At 40.2% G+C, this 18,391-nt stretch carries 10 protein-coding genes; 1 reads left to right on the top strand and 9 read right to left on the bottom strand.

Annotation, left to right across the window (positions count from 1 at the left end; translation table 11 throughout):
• Positions 1-125: 125 nt before the first annotated feature.
• On the top strand, positions 126-2,801 hold the full coding sequence (locus O0955_RS13630; protein WP_269428102.1) for an alpha-L-rhamnosidase: 2,676 nt from the start codon (positions 126-128) through the stop codon (positions 2,799-2,801).
• 144 nt (positions 2,802-2,945) lie between these two features.
• Here the strand turns inward: O0955_RS13630 and O0955_RS13625 are convergent, their stop codons facing one another.
• The 9 genes from O0955_RS13625 to O0955_RS13585 form a co-directional block, all read right to left on the bottom strand.
• Positions 2,946-4,976, bottom strand: coding sequence for a carboxy terminal-processing peptidase (locus tag O0955_RS13625; protein WP_269428101.1), 2,031 nt, complete (start codon positions 4,974-4,976; stop codon positions 2,946-2,948).
• 194 nt (positions 4,977-5,170) lie between these two features.
• Positions 5,171-6,382, bottom strand: a complete 1,212-nt coding sequence (locus O0955_RS13620; RefSeq protein ID WP_269428100.1) for a thioredoxin domain-containing protein — start codon at positions 6,380-6,382, stop codon at positions 5,171-5,173.
• Between the two features lie 23 nt (positions 6,383-6,405).
• On the bottom strand, positions 6,406-8,133 hold the full coding sequence (locus tag O0955_RS13615; protein ID WP_269428099.1) for a S8 family serine peptidase: 1,728 nt from the start codon (positions 8,131-8,133) through the stop codon (positions 6,406-6,408).
• 81 nt (positions 8,134-8,214) lie between these two features.
• A complete protein-coding gene (locus tag O0955_RS13610; RefSeq protein WP_269428098.1) occupies positions 8,215-9,363 on the bottom strand; it encodes a retropepsin-like aspartic protease in 1,149 nt (382 codons plus the stop codon).
• A 21-nt stretch (positions 9,364-9,384) separates the two neighbouring features.
• Positions 9,385-10,431, bottom strand: coding sequence for an aspartyl protease family protein (locus tag O0955_RS13605; protein ID WP_269428097.1), 1,047 nt, complete (start codon positions 10,429-10,431; stop codon positions 9,385-9,387).
• Positions 10,432-10,636: 205 nt separating this feature from the next.
• Entirely contained in the window at positions 10,637-11,653 is a 1,017-nt protein-coding gene (locus tag O0955_RS13600) for a TlpA family protein disulfide reductase (RefSeq protein ID WP_269428096.1), read from the bottom strand.
• 204 nt (positions 11,654-11,857) lie between these two features.
• Entirely contained in the window at positions 11,858-12,823 is a 966-nt protein-coding gene (locus O0955_RS13595) for a hypothetical protein (RefSeq protein ID WP_269428095.1), read from the bottom strand.
• A gap of 95 nt (positions 12,824-12,918) precedes the next feature.
• Positions 12,919-14,559 carry a RagB/SusD family nutrient uptake outer membrane protein gene (locus O0955_RS13590; protein WP_269428094.1) on the bottom strand — a complete coding sequence of 547 codons (1,641 nt, stop codon included), beginning with the start codon at positions 14,557-14,559 and terminating at the stop codon, positions 12,919-12,921.
• A gap of 11 nt (positions 14,560-14,570) precedes the next feature.
• Entirely contained in the window at positions 14,571-18,335 is a 3,765-nt protein-coding gene (locus O0955_RS13585) for a SusC/RagA family TonB-linked outer membrane protein (RefSeq protein WP_269428093.1), read from the bottom strand.
• Between the last annotated feature and the right edge of the window lie 56 nt (positions 18,336-18,391).

Raw genomic sequence — 18,391 nt, 5'->3', positions numbered from 1 at the left:
TTAAATAATATATCAAACACTTCACCAGATTCCGGGAAGTGTTTTTTTTATTCGTAAAAAATTAATTGCACTTCTGTAAAAGCCCACAATTTTAATACCTTAGTTTGCGTAACCCCTACCAAACTATGCTATCTAAAGTTTTAAAAGCTTCTATTCTGTTATTTTGCTGTCTCCCGGTTTTAACATCCTTGGCACAGTCTGCGCCTGTTTTAACTGGTTTAAAAACTGAATATCTTGAAAACCCCATTGGCCTGGACAGTCCAAATCCACGTTTCACCTGGAAAATGGCTAATCCTGAACGTGGTGCAAAACAATCAGCCTACCGCATTATTGTTAGTACAGATTCGCTCGCTTTATTAAAAGGCGAGGGTAAATTATGGAATACAGGCTGGACGAAGTCAGATGCCAATCTTGCTGTTTATTCGGGCCAATTACTAAAACCTTTTACTAAATATTTCTGGAGACTGGATATTGCAGATTTCAATAAAAACAAAAATGATAAAATAGCCATTTCCAGTTTTGAAACAGGTATGATGAATGCTGAAAACTGGCAGGGCTCGTGGATTTCTGATACAGAGAATATAAAACTAAAACCTGCCCCCTATTTTCGTTATGCCTTTGCAGTTTCCAAAAAAATAAAATCAGCGAGGGCTTATATTGCTGCAGCTGGTTTATATGAGTTATCGGTTAACGGGGCAAAAATTGGTAACCACCGCATGGATCCCATGTATACCCGTTTTGACAGAAGGACTTTATACGTTACTTATGATGTAACCAAAGCAATCGCTTCCGGAAAGAATGCCATTGGTGTTTTATTGGGCAATGGCTGGTATAATCATCAATCTACTGCGGTATGGTATTTTGACCGTGCGCCATGGCGCAACAGGCCTGCTTTTTGTCTGGATTTAAGAATTACTTACGAAGATGGAACGGTTGAGACGATAAAATCTGGTAAAGACTGGAAAACGGCTTTAAGCCCGATTGTGTTTAACAGCATTTATACTGCCGAGCATTATGATGCCAGGCTTGAAAAGGATGGTTGGAATACCGCTGATTTTGATGATTCTAAATGGAAGGAAGTGATGTACCGTTCTGCCCCGTCCAAAAACATTGTAGCGCAGGCCCTGCATCCGATTCGAAATGTTGAAGAAATAGCAAGCAAAAGCCTGAAGAAATTTAACGATACTACTTATCTGTTTGATTTAGGCCGAAACATTTCTGGTGTAAGTAAAATCACTGTAAAAGGACCTGCCGGAACTGTTTTAAAACTTAAACATGCTGAACGGCTTTATCCAAACGGGCATGCCGACCTGTCGAATATTGATGTGCACTACCGCCCTACGGATAACTTTGATCCATTTCAAACCGATATATTAACGCTGAGTGGCAAAGGTGAAGAAACTTTTATGCCACACTTTAATTATAAGGGTTTTCAATATGTTGAAGTAATCAGCTCTGCACCTGTCGAACTAACTAAAGCAAGTCTGGTTGGTTATTTTATGCACAGCGATGTTCCGGTAGCGGGAAGCATGAATTCATCTGAACCCATTTTAAATAAAATTTACTATGCAACCAACAATTCTTATTTGTCTAATCTTTTCGGTTACCCAACAGATTGCCCTCAACGCGAAAAAAACGGCTGGACCGGAGATGCACAAATTGCAATAGAAACAGGTTTATACGGTTTTGATGGAATTACGGTATACGAAAAGTGGCTGGCAGATCATCGGGATGAGCAACAACCCAATGGCGTATTGCCATCTATAATTCCTACGGATGGTTGGGGATATGAATGGGGAAACGGGCCCGACTGGACTAGTACCATTGCCATCATTCCATGGAATATTTACCTTTTTTACGGAGATAAAAAATTATTAGCCGATTGCTATGAAAACATTAAAAAATATGTCAATCATATTGATGAAACCTACCCTTCCGGGTTAACAACCTGGGGACTGGGCGATTGGGTGCCTGTTAAATCAACCACACCGGTTGAACTGACCTCTACCTGTTATTATTATGCCGATGCCGTGATTTTAGCAAAGGCCGCTAAAGTTTTGGGTAAGCAACAGGATTTTGAAAAATACACAGCGCTGGCAAAAAAAATTAAAGATGCTTTTAATGCTAAATACCTTAACAAAGAAACGGGTATTTATAACAAAGGTGTGCAAACAGAATTAAGTGTTCCATTATTTTGGGGTATTGTACCCGAAGAATCCAAAGCTAAGGTAGCTGCAAGTTTGGCTAAACGTGTTGAAGCCGATGGTTTTCATTTGGATGTGGGTTTGTTAGGTACAAAGGCTATTTTAAATGCTTTAAGTGAAAACGGATATGTAGCTTTGGCTTATAAAGTAGCCGCTCAGAAAACGTACCCAAGCTGGGGCTGGTGGATGGAAAATGGGGCTACTACTTTATACGAAAACTGGCCTATCGATGCTAAATCAGATATTTCTATGAATCACATTATGTTTGGCGAAATTGGAGCATGGTTATATAAAGGCATTGCCGGAATTAAACCCGATCAAAATAAACCAGGCTTTAAAAATGTGATTTTTGAGCCTCACTTTATTAAAGACTTATCTTTTTACGAAGCTAAACATACCGGCCCCTATGGTGAAATTACATCGTCATGGAAAAGAAACGCATTAACCATAAGTTATGACGTTAATGTACCGGCAAATTCTACTGCCACGGTAATTTTACCTGTAGAAAATGGCTTAAAAGTTTATTTGGATGAAAAAGTAATTACAAGTGCCAAACTGGAATTGGCTTCTGGCCACTATACTTTTAACTGGAAATAGATTAACCACTAGACAGCATATTAACTAAATTCCTTAAAAACGGTATTTTAAAGACTGACACAAAAAGGGCCTGCCTTTTGGCAAGCCCTTTAACAATCATTTTACTGCGTTGGAATGGTTTGTGTTGCTGCTCAGTAATATCTTTTATTTTTCTATCTTACTGATCAACTCTGCCGTAACCTGCAAGCTCTCATCTTTGACATAGTCTACTTTAGGCTTTTCCTGTGCCTCTGTGGCTGTAATTGGTGTTAAACCCAATAGCTTTCTACGCTCATTTGTCCGCTTCAGGTCTTCATTCTCCTGTTCTGCCTGTATTGCCTCAAATTTCTTCAGGTCCAGTACCAGTGATTTCCTTGCATTTATTTCCTTAAGTTTTTCAATATCTTCTTTTAAAAACTTGAACTCTGGATTAGTCAACATGCGTTCTTCATGGTCTTTCTCCAATGTTTTATTGATCCCATTCATTTGTGATACAGGTGCGAAAGCAGCGGCAGCAATCTCATCGTAGGCTAATGCATTTTTCATTGTGCTTTCACCTATACTTAACGAGCTGTATCTAGATGGAAAACTCACATCAGGTGTTACCCCTCGATTTTGGGTGCTGCCCCCATTGATGCGGTAGAATTTTGCATAGGTCATGTTAAACTGACCATAATTCTTGTCTGGTTGTTGAAGCACCCGGTTCAGTGGATAAATATTCTGTGCAGTACTCTTACCGAAACTTTGTTCTCCGATGATTACCGCCCTTCCATAATCTTGCATCGCTGCAGAAAAAATCTCAGAAGCTGAGGCACTCAGACGATTAATGAGCACGGTTAACGGCCCGCTGTATACCAATAGGCTATCTGGATCAGAATTGACCGTTATCTTCCCCTGTGCATCGCGTAATTGCACCACCGGACCATTTTTGATAAATAAACCGCTAAGATCAATAGCTTCCTTTAAGGAACCTCCCCCATTATTTCGGAGATCGATCATGACACCTTCTACTCCACCCTGGCTTTTAAAGCCTTCAAGTGCTTTTCTAACATCATTTGATGTGGAGGTATAGTTTTTATCGTCATTATTATATGCCACTGCATCGAAATAAAAGTTCGGAATCGTAATAAGCCCTATTTTTCGTTCTCTATTCCCTTGCCTTATGGTCTTAACCTCGTACTTTACTTTTTGGTCTTCCAGTACAATCTTATCCCGAATCAGGGTAACCTCTTTGGCCCTGGCCGTTAATGTTGCACCTGCGGGTAAGATCCGTAGCCGTACCACCGAACCTGCAGCACCGCGAATTTTCTGTATCGACTCTTGCAAATCCCAGCCAATGATCTCTTCAAATTGACCTTTTTCGCCCTCAGCAACAGCCTGGATACGGTCGTTTACTGCAATCTGACCACTCTTTTCAGATGGGCCACCCTTAATCACGTTCATAATGGTTGGGTATTCATCCTGAACATTCAGCTCTATACCGATCCCAACCAGTGATTTGTTCATCATGATATTAAAATCATCAGCTCCTCTTGGTGATAAATAAGCAGTATGTGGATCTATAGTTCCTACAAAGGCATTCATAAACTGTTCAAAAGCATTCTCACTTTTCTGGTTTTCCAGTTTTACTTTAAATTTCTCATACCGTTTGGTCAATATACCTCTTGCTTCCTTTTCATTTTTTTTATTTGCACAAAGCAGCATCAGCTCATAGCGAAGCCTTTTATTCCAGTATGCTTCCTCCTCACTGGCAGAACCAAACCAGGGCATTTGCTCCCGCGTAAAATCAAGAACATCGGTAGAGAATAAATTTTGGGTTGTTTTAAGTGCACTCAAAGTATAATCGACCTGTTCATTTAATCTTTTGGCATAAACCGTATATATTTCAAAGGCAGGAGAAAGATTGCCCGACAACAGTGCATCATCCATTTGAAAACGGTATGTCTCAAAGCCCTTTATATCTGATGTCAGGAATAAAGTATGTGATTTGTCCAGTCTATCCAGGTACATATCGAATATCCGTGTTGACAAGGAATCATCTATCCTGGTCTTTTTATAGTGGTAGTTGGCAACCATATCTGCAATGACCTTTGCAATAGTGGCATGCTGGGGTAGTGGTTCAAAATCCTCGCCATTGGGCATCAATGTTATCGCTTGTCCATTTGCAGAGGATAAAGTCCACAGGCCATAAAGCACAAGGGTGATAGAAAATTTAAATACTTTCTTTAATTTCATTTTGAATGATGAGTTTTCTAATATTAAAATTCAGGTTCCATCCTTGCTACCGCTTTAAGATTGCTTCGTGCCTCGCAAAGACGAATGTTTTTTTAGCGCATAAATAGAAAGGGAAACCATCCGTTTGATCCCTTCCTAATGAATATATTCTAGGCTTATTTCAGCAGTAGTTGTATCCTCGCCTCTACCTTTTCCTTGGTATCGGCTCCTATTTCCCTGCTTGCCCCATCCTTTAAAGATCCGAAGATTACAAGGGGTATAGCATTGGCCTCAAAAACCTGTCTCAATTCGCCTTCTTTATCAACATTAACTTTATAAAAAATAACCTGGTCTTTATACTTAGCTGCAAGTTCTTCCATTACAGGCATCATTCTCATACAGGGGCCACACCAGGTTGCCCAGAAATCAATTACCACAGGTTTATCCCCGATGGTTTTCCATTCTTTACTACTTTTGTAATCGTAAACATTTTTTAGAAAATACTCCCGATCTATTGAATTTACCTTTCCCGGAACCATTGCCAGAGTTTCTTTCGTGGCAGCAGGTGCTGAACTTTCTTCACCCTGATTAAATGCCTGGAAATAATATTTGCCACGTCCAATATCGAAAGAAATTACTCCCTGGTTTAGGATTGATTTTCCTACAACTGTATATGCAGTATTATCTTTGGCAACCTTTAAATTACTAACGGATATGCCTGCCAATTTTACTGTTGGAGTAGTACCGTTAACTAGTTTTGCATCGGTTGATGAGAGTATCAGTGGCTGGTCTTCATAGAAATCGGCAATCGCTTTTATCGGTTGGCCATTAATGATTGTTTGAATAATTAAACCCTCTTTTTGCGATAATTCAACATCATCGCGGTTTATCAGTTTCATATAAGCAGGTTTATAAGGCGTTGACAGGGAAATGGTTTTGGCTTTAGTGTTAATGGTTACAACCGCATTGGCAAATGCAGCAAAGCCAAGTACACCATCTACCTTTAGTTTCTCAAGCAATGCATTCGATTTAATGATGCGGGTACTTATCTCTTTTGCATAAACCGTCTTGCCCACAAAAAAACCAATAGCTGTTGCATTGCCAACTACTTCAAATCCTTTTCTCGGGTAGTTATTCCCCTTTCCATCCGATTTCATACCACGTACCGCAGCGGCTTGTTCTGTTACTGCAACCTTTCCCCTCGAATCCAGCAAAAAATCGCCCTCTGTTCCACCAACATTTGCCCTAATAATCATGTATCCATCTACATCTTTATAAGGCAATACCTCGTTTGTTGTATTGTTTTGTGCCACAGCGTTAAAACATGCGAAAACGGCTAGCATGCAAAAACTTAATTGCTGTATAATTTTCATTCTTCTCATCATCATATCTGTTAAAAAATAGAATAGACTTATTTAGTTTTACTTTGTTTATCGGCCGCAACAACAGCTTTATAGGCATTCAATATACCTCCTGAACTACACAATTGGCTAAACAGGTACATATCTGTTTTTGTACCAACCTGCTTTTCTACTTCAACATCTTTACGGTCGGTAACATTACCCAATATAAGTTTCCTTATCTGGGCACCAGTAAGCTGAGGATAATAGGCTTTGATCAAAGCTGCCGTACCCGCTACACAAGCCGCGGATAAGCCCGAACCTCCTGCCTGACGATAAGTGGTACCCATATAAGTGGTACTGATACCCACTCCAGGAGCATACAGATTCAGTTCTTTAGCTCCGAAATTGGTCGTTTTTAATGGTACGCCCAAGCTATCGGAAGCGGCCACCTGGATAAAATTGTTCAGCTCCTTGCCATTGATGAATTGGTTGGGGTAAAAGCTTTGCTTGGAAAGATCGCGGGAAAGGTCCCATACAGAGGATACTATCAAAACTCCTTTTTGTTCCGCATACAACAAGGCATCGTTTACCCATTTGGCCTCGTATGCAGGATAGATGCTATTTGATGAGCCCAACAGGATTACATCTGCCTTATGGTCTACCGCATAACGGATGGCCAGGGCAATATCCTTGTAATAAGGTTCTCCCTCTTTTGGATAGGCACGTAAAGACATCAGTTGAGCCTGTGGCATAATGCCCTTGATCCCAATGTTGTTGTCCCGATCTGCTGCTATGACCCCTGAGAACATGGTGCCATAAAATGAACCATTACTGTACAAGTTGTTATTGCCATAGTTTTTTTGGTTGATGTTGCTAAAGTCATCGCCTGTAATTTTCCTGGCATCAACTGTCTTGGCCAATGCTTGGTCATAATCATTTTTAGACTTATTAGTCTTCAATACCAAATCCCGGTAAGACTCATACTTTACAGAATCACCTTTAGATCTATTGGCATAACCATTATTAACCCCCATGCCAATAAGGAAAAAATATCTCGCCATAAGTTGTAAAGAATCTACCTTAGCCCCTTGCCTATCAAGATAATTGGTTGCTTTGATAAATTCTTTTTGTCCCACTTTAGAAAGGTCCGGATACATTTTCTTTACCGCAGCGTCCAGGTCATTGGTCAGGTAATACCTATTAAATTTTGAAGCTTGATAGGAGATCGCAGCAGCAGCAATTTGAGATTCTTTTTGAAGTGCATAACGAAAATATTTATACTCTGCCAAATTTACCGGGGCAGGAACCTTAACTGGTTTCTGCTGTACGTCATCAAACTTCATATAATCAGTACCATTGAAGAATATCCCTTCATAAAGCCCTCTTAAGCGAAAATATTCCCGGTCACCTTCTTTATTAGTCTTTTCAATCATTTCGCCCTTAGCATTGCCCAAAAAATTCCAGCCATGAATATCATCTATCCAGCCATCTTTATCGTTGTCAATGCCATCGTCCGCCTTTTCATTAAGGTTGGTCCACTGTACATTTTTTAGATCCTCATGTTCTGCATCCATTCCAAAACCAATAATAGCTACAACGGGTTTCTTTTTTACAGGTTTTCCCTTCAAAAATTCATAGGCTTTGTTCACTTCTGCTCCATAAACGCCATCCTTATCTTGGGAAAGGTTGTACCAGTCTGCTATTTTTTCTTTCGACTTCTTTTGTACCAATTGGGCTTGTCCCGTTATAACAATAAACTGCGACAACAGTACAAGCAATAAGGTTTGTTTTTTCATTTTTTTTAGTTTTTGTATATTGATTTTTTGATGGCCCAATTATTTAATTGTGTATGTTTAAGGGTCATCTGCGTTTTTATGTTAATGTTTATTGATGGTGATGTCCTTGGTGCCCTGTTTTGTTTTTACGGTCAGTACCACCTGGTCATTTTCCTTTAAAACCGATAGACCAGAGGTAATGCTCTCACAAACAGTCATAGGTTTGATCTCTTTTCCATTGATGTGCGTAACTATATCACCCACTTCCGCCTCACCCTTTATCTTATCCCAAACCGTTGCGATAACCATCTGGTTGCCATCTATGCGCATTTCCAGATCCCAGCTCTTTTTCGAATCCACTTCTATTGGTCCAGCTTTAAGGGCTTCGAAGCGGAACAGTTTGTTTACATAATCAATAGTTACCTTTCCATATTGCAGGGATTTGTAGCCGAAAAGGGTTTTGGGTGGGCTACCTACACTTGCCCTGAAATTACTGAAACTGGCCTTGCCCACAATCATTTCCGGAACTTCTACCAAAATCCGTTTACCTATATCTCCTCTGCCCGAAGCACCTATAGAACCACCACCTTCACCTTCACGGATCACATGGAGTGCCTCTTGTTGTTCCAGGCGTGCATATTCATCACGCCTAAGCGTTAAAAAGCCATCCGAACCGGTATCAAAGAGTACCTTTGCCTCATCGTATTTTCCCATATTCAGGGAGATAACGGGCATTCCGCCAGCATCATCCGTAAAAGGAATGGCCCGTCTGTCACTTGATAAACCCGGCATCCCGCCCGCTCTGATTCTGATCTCTTTGGCCTGGTCATCAATTTCGACAGTATTATTCTGGAAAAGGTCGCTTCCAACAAAGCCTTCCACGCCCAAACAGGCAAACAATTCGTAATCAAAAACATAAAAGGGAACACTCTTGAATTTGACCTTACCGTCACACATTTCCACCTGATCCAGGTTAACAATATCCGTTTCCATTTTATTGCTGTTGGCATCTGTAAGTGCTGTTGATTGGACTACAGAAAGCTCAAGGGTTTCTTTTAACCGCTTGCTAATGGAATTTCTACCGCCTGTATCAAAGATCATAGAAACCGGTTTCCCGTTCAGGCGTACCTCTACGATCATTTTATTCGCAATTACGCTGTAAGGCAATACAGTAACATCCTGAGCATATAACGTATTGATAAAAAAACAGCAACTGAAAAGCACTAAAAGCTTATGATATATTAATTTCATGTCTGATGATATCCGTTTATTTTAATTTTTATCAATCTTAATATTTTTTGTGCCCTGTTTCGTTTTTACAGTCAATACTACCTGGCCTTTTTCTTTTAAAGCTGGTATACCGGTCGTTATACTTTCACAAAAAGTGATCGATTTGATCTCCTTGCCATCAACATGGGTTACCACATCGCCCACTTCCACCTCTCCTTCCAGTTGTTCCCAAACTGTTCCAACAATCAATTGGTTGTCCTGTTCCCGTACCTCCAGGTCCCAGTTTTTGTTCAGGTCTGCTTCTATCTCTATCTTTCCTGGCATGTTGGCCACAAACAAGAACAGCTTATTTATATAGTCGATGGTTATTTTTCCATAATGTAATGCCTTGTATCCCATTAAGGATTCAGGTGAATTACCTACGCTTACTCTAAATTTTGTAAAACTGGTTTCTCCTACGATCAATTCCGGAACTTGCAACAAAAACCGGTTGCCTATTATTTCTGACCTACCTACAACACCAAGCGAGCCGCCACCTTTTCCTTGTCTAACCATGTAAAGTGCCCCCTGTTGTTCCAGCCTTGGATAATCCTTGGAATTGATTGATAAAAATTCTGGTGCACCACTATCAAAAAGTACCCTGGCCTGATCGAATTTTCCAACTTTTAGAGAGAAGATTGGTGCCCCATTAGCATCTGCAACAAATGGAATGGCCTGTTTATTATCCTTTAAAGATGCCATCCCCCCCGGCCTGATTTTGATTTCCTTACGCTGGTCATCGATTTCGATGGTATTGTTCTGCCAAAGGTCACTCGCGATAAGCCCACCGACACCCAGGCAGGTAAACAATTCATTGTCTACAACAATAAAGGGAACATCTTTATAGTTTGCTTTGCCATCTGGTGTTTCCACCTGGTTTAATTTTACAATATCTACATGCTTTTTATTGCTGTTGGCATCTAAAATCTCATTTGAGCTCGTTACAGCAACTCCAAATTCCGTTTTTAAGGCTGAGGTAATGGCATTCTTACCACCAGTATCAAAGATCATAGGAACCAGTTTTCCATTCAGTTTGATCTCGATGATCATCTTGTTGGCAACTACCTTGTAGGGCAGTATCGAAACTTCTTGAGCATAACCGGGCATTGTAAGAAAACAGAAGCCCAGCAGTGTAAAGAGTTTATAAATTATTTTTTTCATTTTTTTCAGTTATCAAGTTTCAAATTTGAACACGATGAAGAGTTCTACGCTCAGGGTTTGCCAAGAGATTCTTCATACCTTAAGGTGGCAAGATTTAGCTTCCTTTTGTTATTTCAGCCAGGGCTTTTTTGAGGTCTTCTCCATTGATCACATCTCTTTTCAGTATGGTACCGTCCTTGCCTATAATCACACAGAAAGGGATTTGCTTAAAGCCATATTTGGTCCTGAGGTTTGATTTAAAAAATCCAGATTTTTCATCCGAATCAGCTGAAAATCCAGTTTTATCCCAGAGTTTTATCCAGGGTATATTCATCTCTCTTAAGCCTTGTTGATATTTTGCCTGATCGTTATCCATTGAAATACTGATGAACTGGACATTTGGTTCAAATTCCTTATAAAAGGTTTTGAAATGTTCCATCTCTCTTCTGCATGGACCACACCAGGAAGCCCAAAAATCGAGCACCACAATCTTGCCCCTGAAATTCTCCAGTGCCACCGTTTTATTATTCTCATCAGGCAATTCAAAGTCAGGCGCTTTAATCCCGGTTATATATTGCTTTAGGCTATCCACCGTTTTAATCAGCCATTTTGCTGATTCCGTTTGACGTTCATTTTCCGCGATCTTTTGCAGGAAATTGTTGTTAAAATCGTATTTATCCGAATGGAAAAGATAGGCAAGCGCCGTTAGTTCTGTAGAGTTTAATGCTGTAAAGGCTTTTTGATCCAGGTTAAAATCCCATGCTCTTTTAGGAGCAAATTCCATTAGCTTAAAATGCTCATCCAGCCCCTCAAATTCCAGACTGCTGTTTTGGCTATTTATATCGTCATAATATCCGTTAACAGTGACTGTGTTGTTGGTCAGGAAAGTGTTTTGTTGGGTTTTGCCTATAGAAATCACGTACAAATCGGGAATAACCGAAACCGGGCCAAGCTCAAATACTCCCTTGTTCTTATCGATATTTGTCTTGAAAAAGATTTGCCCTGATAAAGATTTTACCGAAATGGTTATTGGTGTAATTGTTTTGATGTTGCCCTTTAGAACAAAACCAGTTTGCGCATGGGCATAAAATGCCAACAGTACAGCAGTTAGAGAAAAAAGTATCTTACGCATTATTATTTTTTATTATTAAACCCTGGCTTGATTAATTATAATCCCTCCCTATCAAAATTTTTGCCCTGGGCAGTCATTCTGTTTCCCGCTCCCACAGGAGCTGAATGTTGAAACGGAAAAGCAATCCCAAATCAAAATGCTTAAGGTCTCAATCGAGCCCAGATTTAAATATTTTCATTGTTCAAAAAAGGTTTAAACTTTCATTTATTGCCCGTTGCCTATAGCTTGTAAATCGATGTTATACAGCATTTTATAATGCGCTACAATAGCATCATATTTTCTCTTAATTAATCCGTTTGTATCCTTTATTGGGCTTAATATTCCTTTGGCAGTGGCATCTGTAGCCGTTGTAGTGGGGTCTGTTAAGTACGAATATGGATTGGAAACAATAGCTTGTATATAGGATTGCCAATCCGATGAAGCAAGAGGAACTTTTAAAATAAAATCAGGTGAGATGGGCTTGGTATAAAGAGGGCCACCTAAAAATCCTCTTTTATACCAATCTGCCAGAGTTGGTGAAGTTATTGGCTGAGTTAGAGTGGGCGCTAAAACGTTTGATGTATAGTCGCTTAAACTAAGAAAAAGAGGAGACTCGGGTATCTTAAAATCCATATCCATCTTTCTTAAAAAACTAAAATTTAGATCTGACCTGTAAATTGTCTTATTAATGGTCGAAACCGTACTGCTCCCTCCATTTGCCGCAAAACTCTGGAATCCACCCTGATAGGTATTGGCCAGATTTGTCAGATAGGCATTAACCGATGTAGTACCCGATAGCAATGAGCTACACAAAAAGAATTTTGTAGGCAGGTATTTTCTGAGCGTAGAATCGCTGTAGTATTTAAAAAATGTACTTTCGAGCAGATCCAGCTGTGGATTAATGTAAGCTCCATCTGCGGGAACAGTTTTATAGTTCTTATCATAATCATTAAGCTGAAAGGTAATATCCTGTTGGGTAAACTTGTACAATACATAAGTTCCCCAGCGATTGTAATAGCCTAATATCCGTTGGTCGTAATCGTGATTGCCCTGTGGCAGTGTATAGCCAAACTCGGGCGTATCCGACGGTGTTAAGGGTGCCTCATTTTTTTTACAGGCATTTATCAGTAATAGTAATAGCCCCAGGGATGATAACATCCCCTTTCTAAAATTTCTATTAAATTTTTTCATCAGTCTATAATTGTTTTTTATCGGTGATGAAACTATCATGAGCAATGTTCATCGCAGTTTGCTCATGATGGTTTCATCTTCTTTCTGTTCAAAATTTATGGATTTTGTGTCAATGCGCCATTACGGTCAAGCACTTCCTGAGGGATTGGCCAGGTATAGCGGTTATCGCCCTGGACCAGTGTAAAGGTTTCGGGCGTACCTGTTTCATTATATACATGGGAAATGGAAGGCATCCCATATCGACGCAGATCGAACCAGCGGTGCCCGTCAAAAGGGAATTCCCGCCTGCGCTCATCCCTACAAAAATTTAATAAGGCCGTTTTATCTGTTAAGTCAATAGGTACATAAGCCTGCCGTGGATCGTACCTCGAAACCCTAAGCGTATTGATGTCGTTTAGGGCGGCTACCCTAAGGGCATCGTTGCCCGTATTGATAAATTTCTGGATATTGGCCTCAGCACGGTTCATATAGAGTTCTGCCACGCGGAATCCCGCTCCACCCACTGTACCATCCGTTCTAGATCCCATACCACCAAAATAATACTTAGGTGCATAACTAGGTGCTATAGGGTTACTACCAGGTATAATACCATTAACAATGACAGTAACACTAAAATATAACCTTGGTCTTAAATCACCTATATAGGTATAATTGGCTGTTGAACCTTTGCTATCGTACAAATTCAATAAATCTGGCGAAATCCCGTACGGCGGATTATTCGAGGTAGATTTATAGGCTGGGTTCATTTGAGATTTAAAAAAACCATCTTCACCACTACTACTAATAGTTGAAGGTGCATAAGCCCAAATCACTTCTGTACTATACTTTGTGTCATAAATCCGACGTTCATAAGTAACTAAAGGACTATTATACGTAGCAGCGGCTGTTGCATAAGGGTTTGCAGGGTCAGCAGCAACCGTACCAAAAGGATACAATTGTGTAAGCGCCGATTTTTTCGCCAACCCCTTGCTGGCAAAGTCTATAGCCTGATCCCATTTTTCCTCGTACAGATACATTCTGGATAAGAACGTGTATACGGCTATCTCGTTCATTTTATAGGGGCCATTGCTTTTTGGGTAGGTTCTGAACAAGTTTGCGGCCTCCAATAAATCGGCCTCGATCTGCTGGTACACTTCAGCTACCGAATTTCTTGTATAAAACTCATCAGTAACTTCCATATTTAATTTTAAGGGCACACCGGGGCTGTTGGCCGGATTTACACCTTGTGCATTATAGGGCTTGCCGAACATATTTACCAGGTTAAAATAATAATATGCCCTTAAAGCCAGCATCTGTGCCTTTAGGTTCTGTTTATCTTCTTCGGATCCGCTTACCTTATTTACATAGGCCAGCCCCACATTGCAGGAGGCAATGCGCTGATAAAGTGTTTTCCATGAATCAAGATGAGTCGTATTTGATAGCCCACCGGGCAACAGCAGCTCTTCGAACATATTTTTGGACCAACTAAAAGGCGATTTCCCTGCTTTTACCACATTTTGGTAGCTTAACTGAGCTTGACCACCATTACAAACCACATCGTCTGTAACGATATTCAACAATGGAGATAAACAGAAAGGGGAATATGGGTAGGCATCTGCCGCCATTATGGAATTCAATTCCTGAATGGTAGAGGGTTTAATCTCATCCTGGCTTTGTTCGGCCAGAAATTTTTTGCATCCGCTATTGGAAACCAGTATTCCCAGGGTAAGGATGAATATATATAATAAACGTTTCATCTTTTAATTTTTTAAAAGGTTGCAGATAAGGTGAATGAATGTGTTTTTGGCAAAGGCTGTCCACCCGAGGCTACTTCAGGATCTACGCCCTTAAAATCCTTACTTACAAAGGTGTACACGTTGCTAAAGGTATAGCCGATATTCAGGTTTTTGCAGAACACCCGTTTGGCAAATTTCTCCGGTACGATATACGAAATATTGATGTTGTTGATGCGCAGGTAAGAGGCATTTACCAGTCTGGCCGTACTGTAATTATACATCGTATAGGGAGATGGCGACGTGCCATCAACAAACTTATTAGCTGGCAACGAATAGTAATCAGCCTGTACCTTATAGTATGGCAACGAAGGAATGTTAGTGAAGGCCTCATCACCAGGCTTGCGCCAACGGTTAATCAATTCTGCAGATAGGTTGTTATATTCATTAGGTATATTATTAACCATATCTGCCGTATATAAAGGCGCCAACAACTTATAGCCGCCCAAAGAAGCATACATGTTTGTGGAAACCGTAAGCTGCTTATAATTTACCGAAGTGCTAAAACCTCCCGTAAAATCAGCATTCTGCTTTCCTGCATATTTCATATAGGCTGTAGCATCATTTTGTACATTTGGGTTATCAGCTGTGGTTGGGATATTGAACTCAGGCCATCCTTTTGATGCATTAGGGCCCTTATAGTCAAAAACCCAGAACGAGGATACCGGATAACCTTCTACATAATAATTACCAGAGGCTGCATTATCCCAGGTAGCATTTGGTTGCAGGGAACCCGTAACCTTATTATAATTTTGGGCACTGTTTACCGATATTGACCAGGTAAGCGTTTTGGTTTTTACCGGAATAAAGGTAAGCTGTGCCTCGTAACCATAATTACTTAGGTTTCCACCATTCATCGGCATCTGGAGAATACCATATTCATAAGGGATTGCCTTCATAATGATCAGGTCTTTACTTTTCTTGCTGTAATAATCCAAACTGGCCATTACCCGGTTTTTAAAGAGGCTAAAATCAAGGCCTAAATTCAACGTCTGTGTTTTTTCCCATCTTAAATTGGTATAGGGTAAAGTTTTGATGTGATAAAGGTATTCTCCTGTTAATGGACTAATGGGAGAATTAGAAGGGATACTGGCAATCAGGTCAGGGCCATAATTTTCGGCCACATTGCCCTGAAAGCCATAACTCGTCCTGATGCTGAAATCGTTAAACCAATCGGTTTTATCGAACCAACGCTCCCGGGCTACATTCCATTTGGCACCTAATGCCCAAATCGGGTTAAACATGTTTCGACTGTCCTGCCCAAAGCGGTTAGAGGCATCACCCCTTAAACTGGCACTAAATACATATCGGTTATCGTAACTATATGCACCTGTAAAATAATATGATACATAATTCGAAACCTGATCGGTATTACCATATGCAAATGCCTCTACAGCTCCAGGACTATAGATATCGTTTGCACTAGGTGATCTGGTCGTATTTATTGGTGGAGTAAAAAATGTTTTTCCCCGATCAGGTAAATAGCCATAGATGGTACTCGAAGAGCCTTTATATACGTTGCTTCTCAACTCCATACCCACCATGGCCGAAACCACATGCTTCTGATTAAATACGGCGGCATAGTTTAACGCATTTCTCCAGGTATAATTCATGTTCCGGTCTTCATCCATTGCCAATACTCCTCCGTATGGCAATCTTGAAGCATCAAACTGTGGGGTTTTAGGCGTATATTGGCCAAATTCATAGCCCCTGTAATCGGTTATCCTAAAGGTATGCTCAGTAGCATAAGATTCGGCATGGGTGCTGGTGTACCCTGCACCAAAGGTTGATTGTAAACGAAAACCCAGGGGAAGTTCGTATTTCAGATCGATTGCCGTATTTAGGTTGATCTTAACATTCTCATTTCCTCTATTGGCTATTTCGTTAAAGATGTTAAAATCGTAAACACCATTGTTTCCCACTTTCTTATATTCAGCCCAACTGCCATCGGCATTATAGGCCGGTATTACCCTGCTGGTGGTACTGGCATATTGGTATGGATCTACCTGATAAAAACCATTGGTTTTAGTATAGTTTCCCGATAAACGGGTGGATATGCTGAATTTTGGCGTAATGTTGCTGGTAAAATTAAGACTACCCATATAGCCATTCTGATTGTTTCCCTTTGCCGTTCCCTTATTACCGTTATAACCAAAAGAGCCATAATAGGTACTGGCATTGCCCCCACCGCTGATGCTAAAATTATGGCTTTGGCTTAAAGGAGTAACAAAAAGTAAATCGAACCAATCGGTATTGTTAACCTCCAGTTGCTTTACCCCTGCGTTAAACTCGGCATAGGATACTTTGTTGGATAGATATTGGTTTAAAAGATCCTGATAACCCACAATATTTAAAGAAGCAGTAGATGACGGCAAACCTCTATCAAAAATCTCCCTTGACACATCAACTCGCTCTTTTGAATTCATCAGGTTCATTTTATCGTAGCTGGGCTTTTGCTGGGTAGAAAAACTGGTGCTGTAACTAATGGATGGTGCCCGTCCCTGTTTTCCTCTTTTGGTATTGATTACGATTACCCCATTGGCCGCTTTTACTCCATATATAGCTGTAGAAGCCGCATCTTTCAGTACTGTTACATCTTCTATATCGTAAGGGTTTAACCAGGAGATTGCACTGCCGATAAAGTTTTTCATCTCCTGCATGTTGTTGCTGGAACCATCATTGGAAGGATCCACGTTAAACCGGTTAAGATCTGATCCCTTAAATGGAAGGGGCTCTTCCTGAATAATCCCGTCAACCACCCAAACCGGCTGTTGGTTACCCAGCATAGTAGATGTACCTCTTACCCGAACGGTTTGTTTTTTACCAACCTGCCCTGAATTGTTTACAATCTCTAAACCAGCAATCTTACCTTGTAACATCTGCTCAATACTGTTGGTTCCGGTCATGACCAGATCTTTTGCTTTCACTATCGTTGCAGCTCCGGTCATCATTTTTTTATCAATCTGCTGATAACCGGTAGAAACTATTGCTACTTCCATAAGGTTGCCGGTGGAAACTTTTAACTTTATAGTACCCAAATCCTTCGCCGCAGCTATTTCCCTGGTTTCGTAACCTATAAATGAAACTAAAAGGAGCTCATTTTCATCTACATTCCGGAGCATAAAATCTCCATTGGAATTGGTAGTGCCCACTTTAATGGTAACAGCCCTTTTCCCATTTGCATCCAGTTTTACGGCATTTTTGGTTTGTATTGTTGCTCCAGACAAAGGTTTTCCATCTTCATCTACAACCCGTCCTTTCACATCAATACTGACTTTAATGGTATTTTGAAAAAAATTGTTAATCTTTTCGGTATAAGATTTTGGTTTTTCTTTGATGATAATTACCTTTTCTTCAATGGTATAGCTGAAAGGCTGATCTTTCAGACATCTTTCCAATACTTCGGTCAATGGACTGTCTTTAAAATTAACATCCAGAAGGGCGACTTTCTTCACCGCATCAGCAGGCCATACAATGCCATAGCCCGTTTGCTGTTTAATAGCCTTGAATACTTGAGTAATAGAAGCTTTCTTTTGCGAAAAAGTTACATTTTGTGCAAACCCTACAGCACTCACCTGTATTAAGAAAGCAATAAGTAATACAGCTATAACTTTAATCCTCATCATAATGCGTTTTCTTACCAATGCATTGGGCATTAGCAAATTTGTAAGGCTAATTAACTGTGTATTAAGCACACTGAAAATTGGCCAATATAAATTCTTAGTATAAATTTTATACATTTGGTTATCTGTTTAATTCCTAAAAGTGTTTGAAAGTATTTTTGGTTTAATCAGAG

This window comes from Pedobacter punctiformis (genome assembly GCF_027213715.1).
In the GTDB taxonomy this organism is placed as follows: domain Bacteria; phylum Bacteroidota; class Bacteroidia; order Sphingobacteriales; family Sphingobacteriaceae; genus Pedobacter; species Pedobacter punctiformis.
This window is presented reverse-complemented; position numbering and strand designations above follow the sequence as displayed.

Excerpts from the sequence above, each read along its gene's own strand:
- O0955_RS13630 (WP_269428102.1), top strand. The coding sequence starts at position 126 with ATGCTATCTAAAGTTTTAAAAGCTTCTATTCTGTTATTTTGCTGTCTC.
- O0955_RS13620 (WP_269428100.1), bottom strand. The coding sequence starts at position 6,382 with ATGATGATGAGAAGAATGAAAATTATACAGCAATTAAGTTTTTGCATG.
- O0955_RS13615 (WP_269428099.1), bottom strand. The coding sequence starts at position 8,133 with ATGAAAAAACAAACCTTATTGCTTGTACTGTTGTCGCAGTTTATTGTT.
- O0955_RS13610 (WP_269428098.1), bottom strand. The coding sequence starts at position 9,363 with ATGAAATTAATATATCATAAGCTTTTAGTGCTTTTCAGTTGCTGTTTT.
- O0955_RS13605 (WP_269428097.1), bottom strand. The coding sequence starts at position 10,431 with ATGATCATCGAGATCAAACTGAATGGAAAACTGGTTCCTATGATCTTT.
- O0955_RS13600 (WP_269428096.1), bottom strand. The coding sequence starts at position 11,653 with ATGCGTAAGATACTTTTTTCTCTAACTGCTGTACTGTTGGCATTTTAT.
- O0955_RS13595 (WP_269428095.1), bottom strand. The coding sequence starts at position 12,823 with ATGAAAAAATTTAATAGAAATTTTAGAAAGGGGATGTTATCATCCCTG.
- O0955_RS13590 (WP_269428094.1), bottom strand. The coding sequence starts at position 14,559 with ATGAAACGTTTATTATATATATTCATCCTTACCCTGGGAATACTGGTT.
- O0955_RS13585 (WP_269428093.1), bottom strand. The coding sequence starts at position 18,335 with ATGTATAAAATTTATACTAAGAATTTATATTGGCCAATTTTCAGTGTG.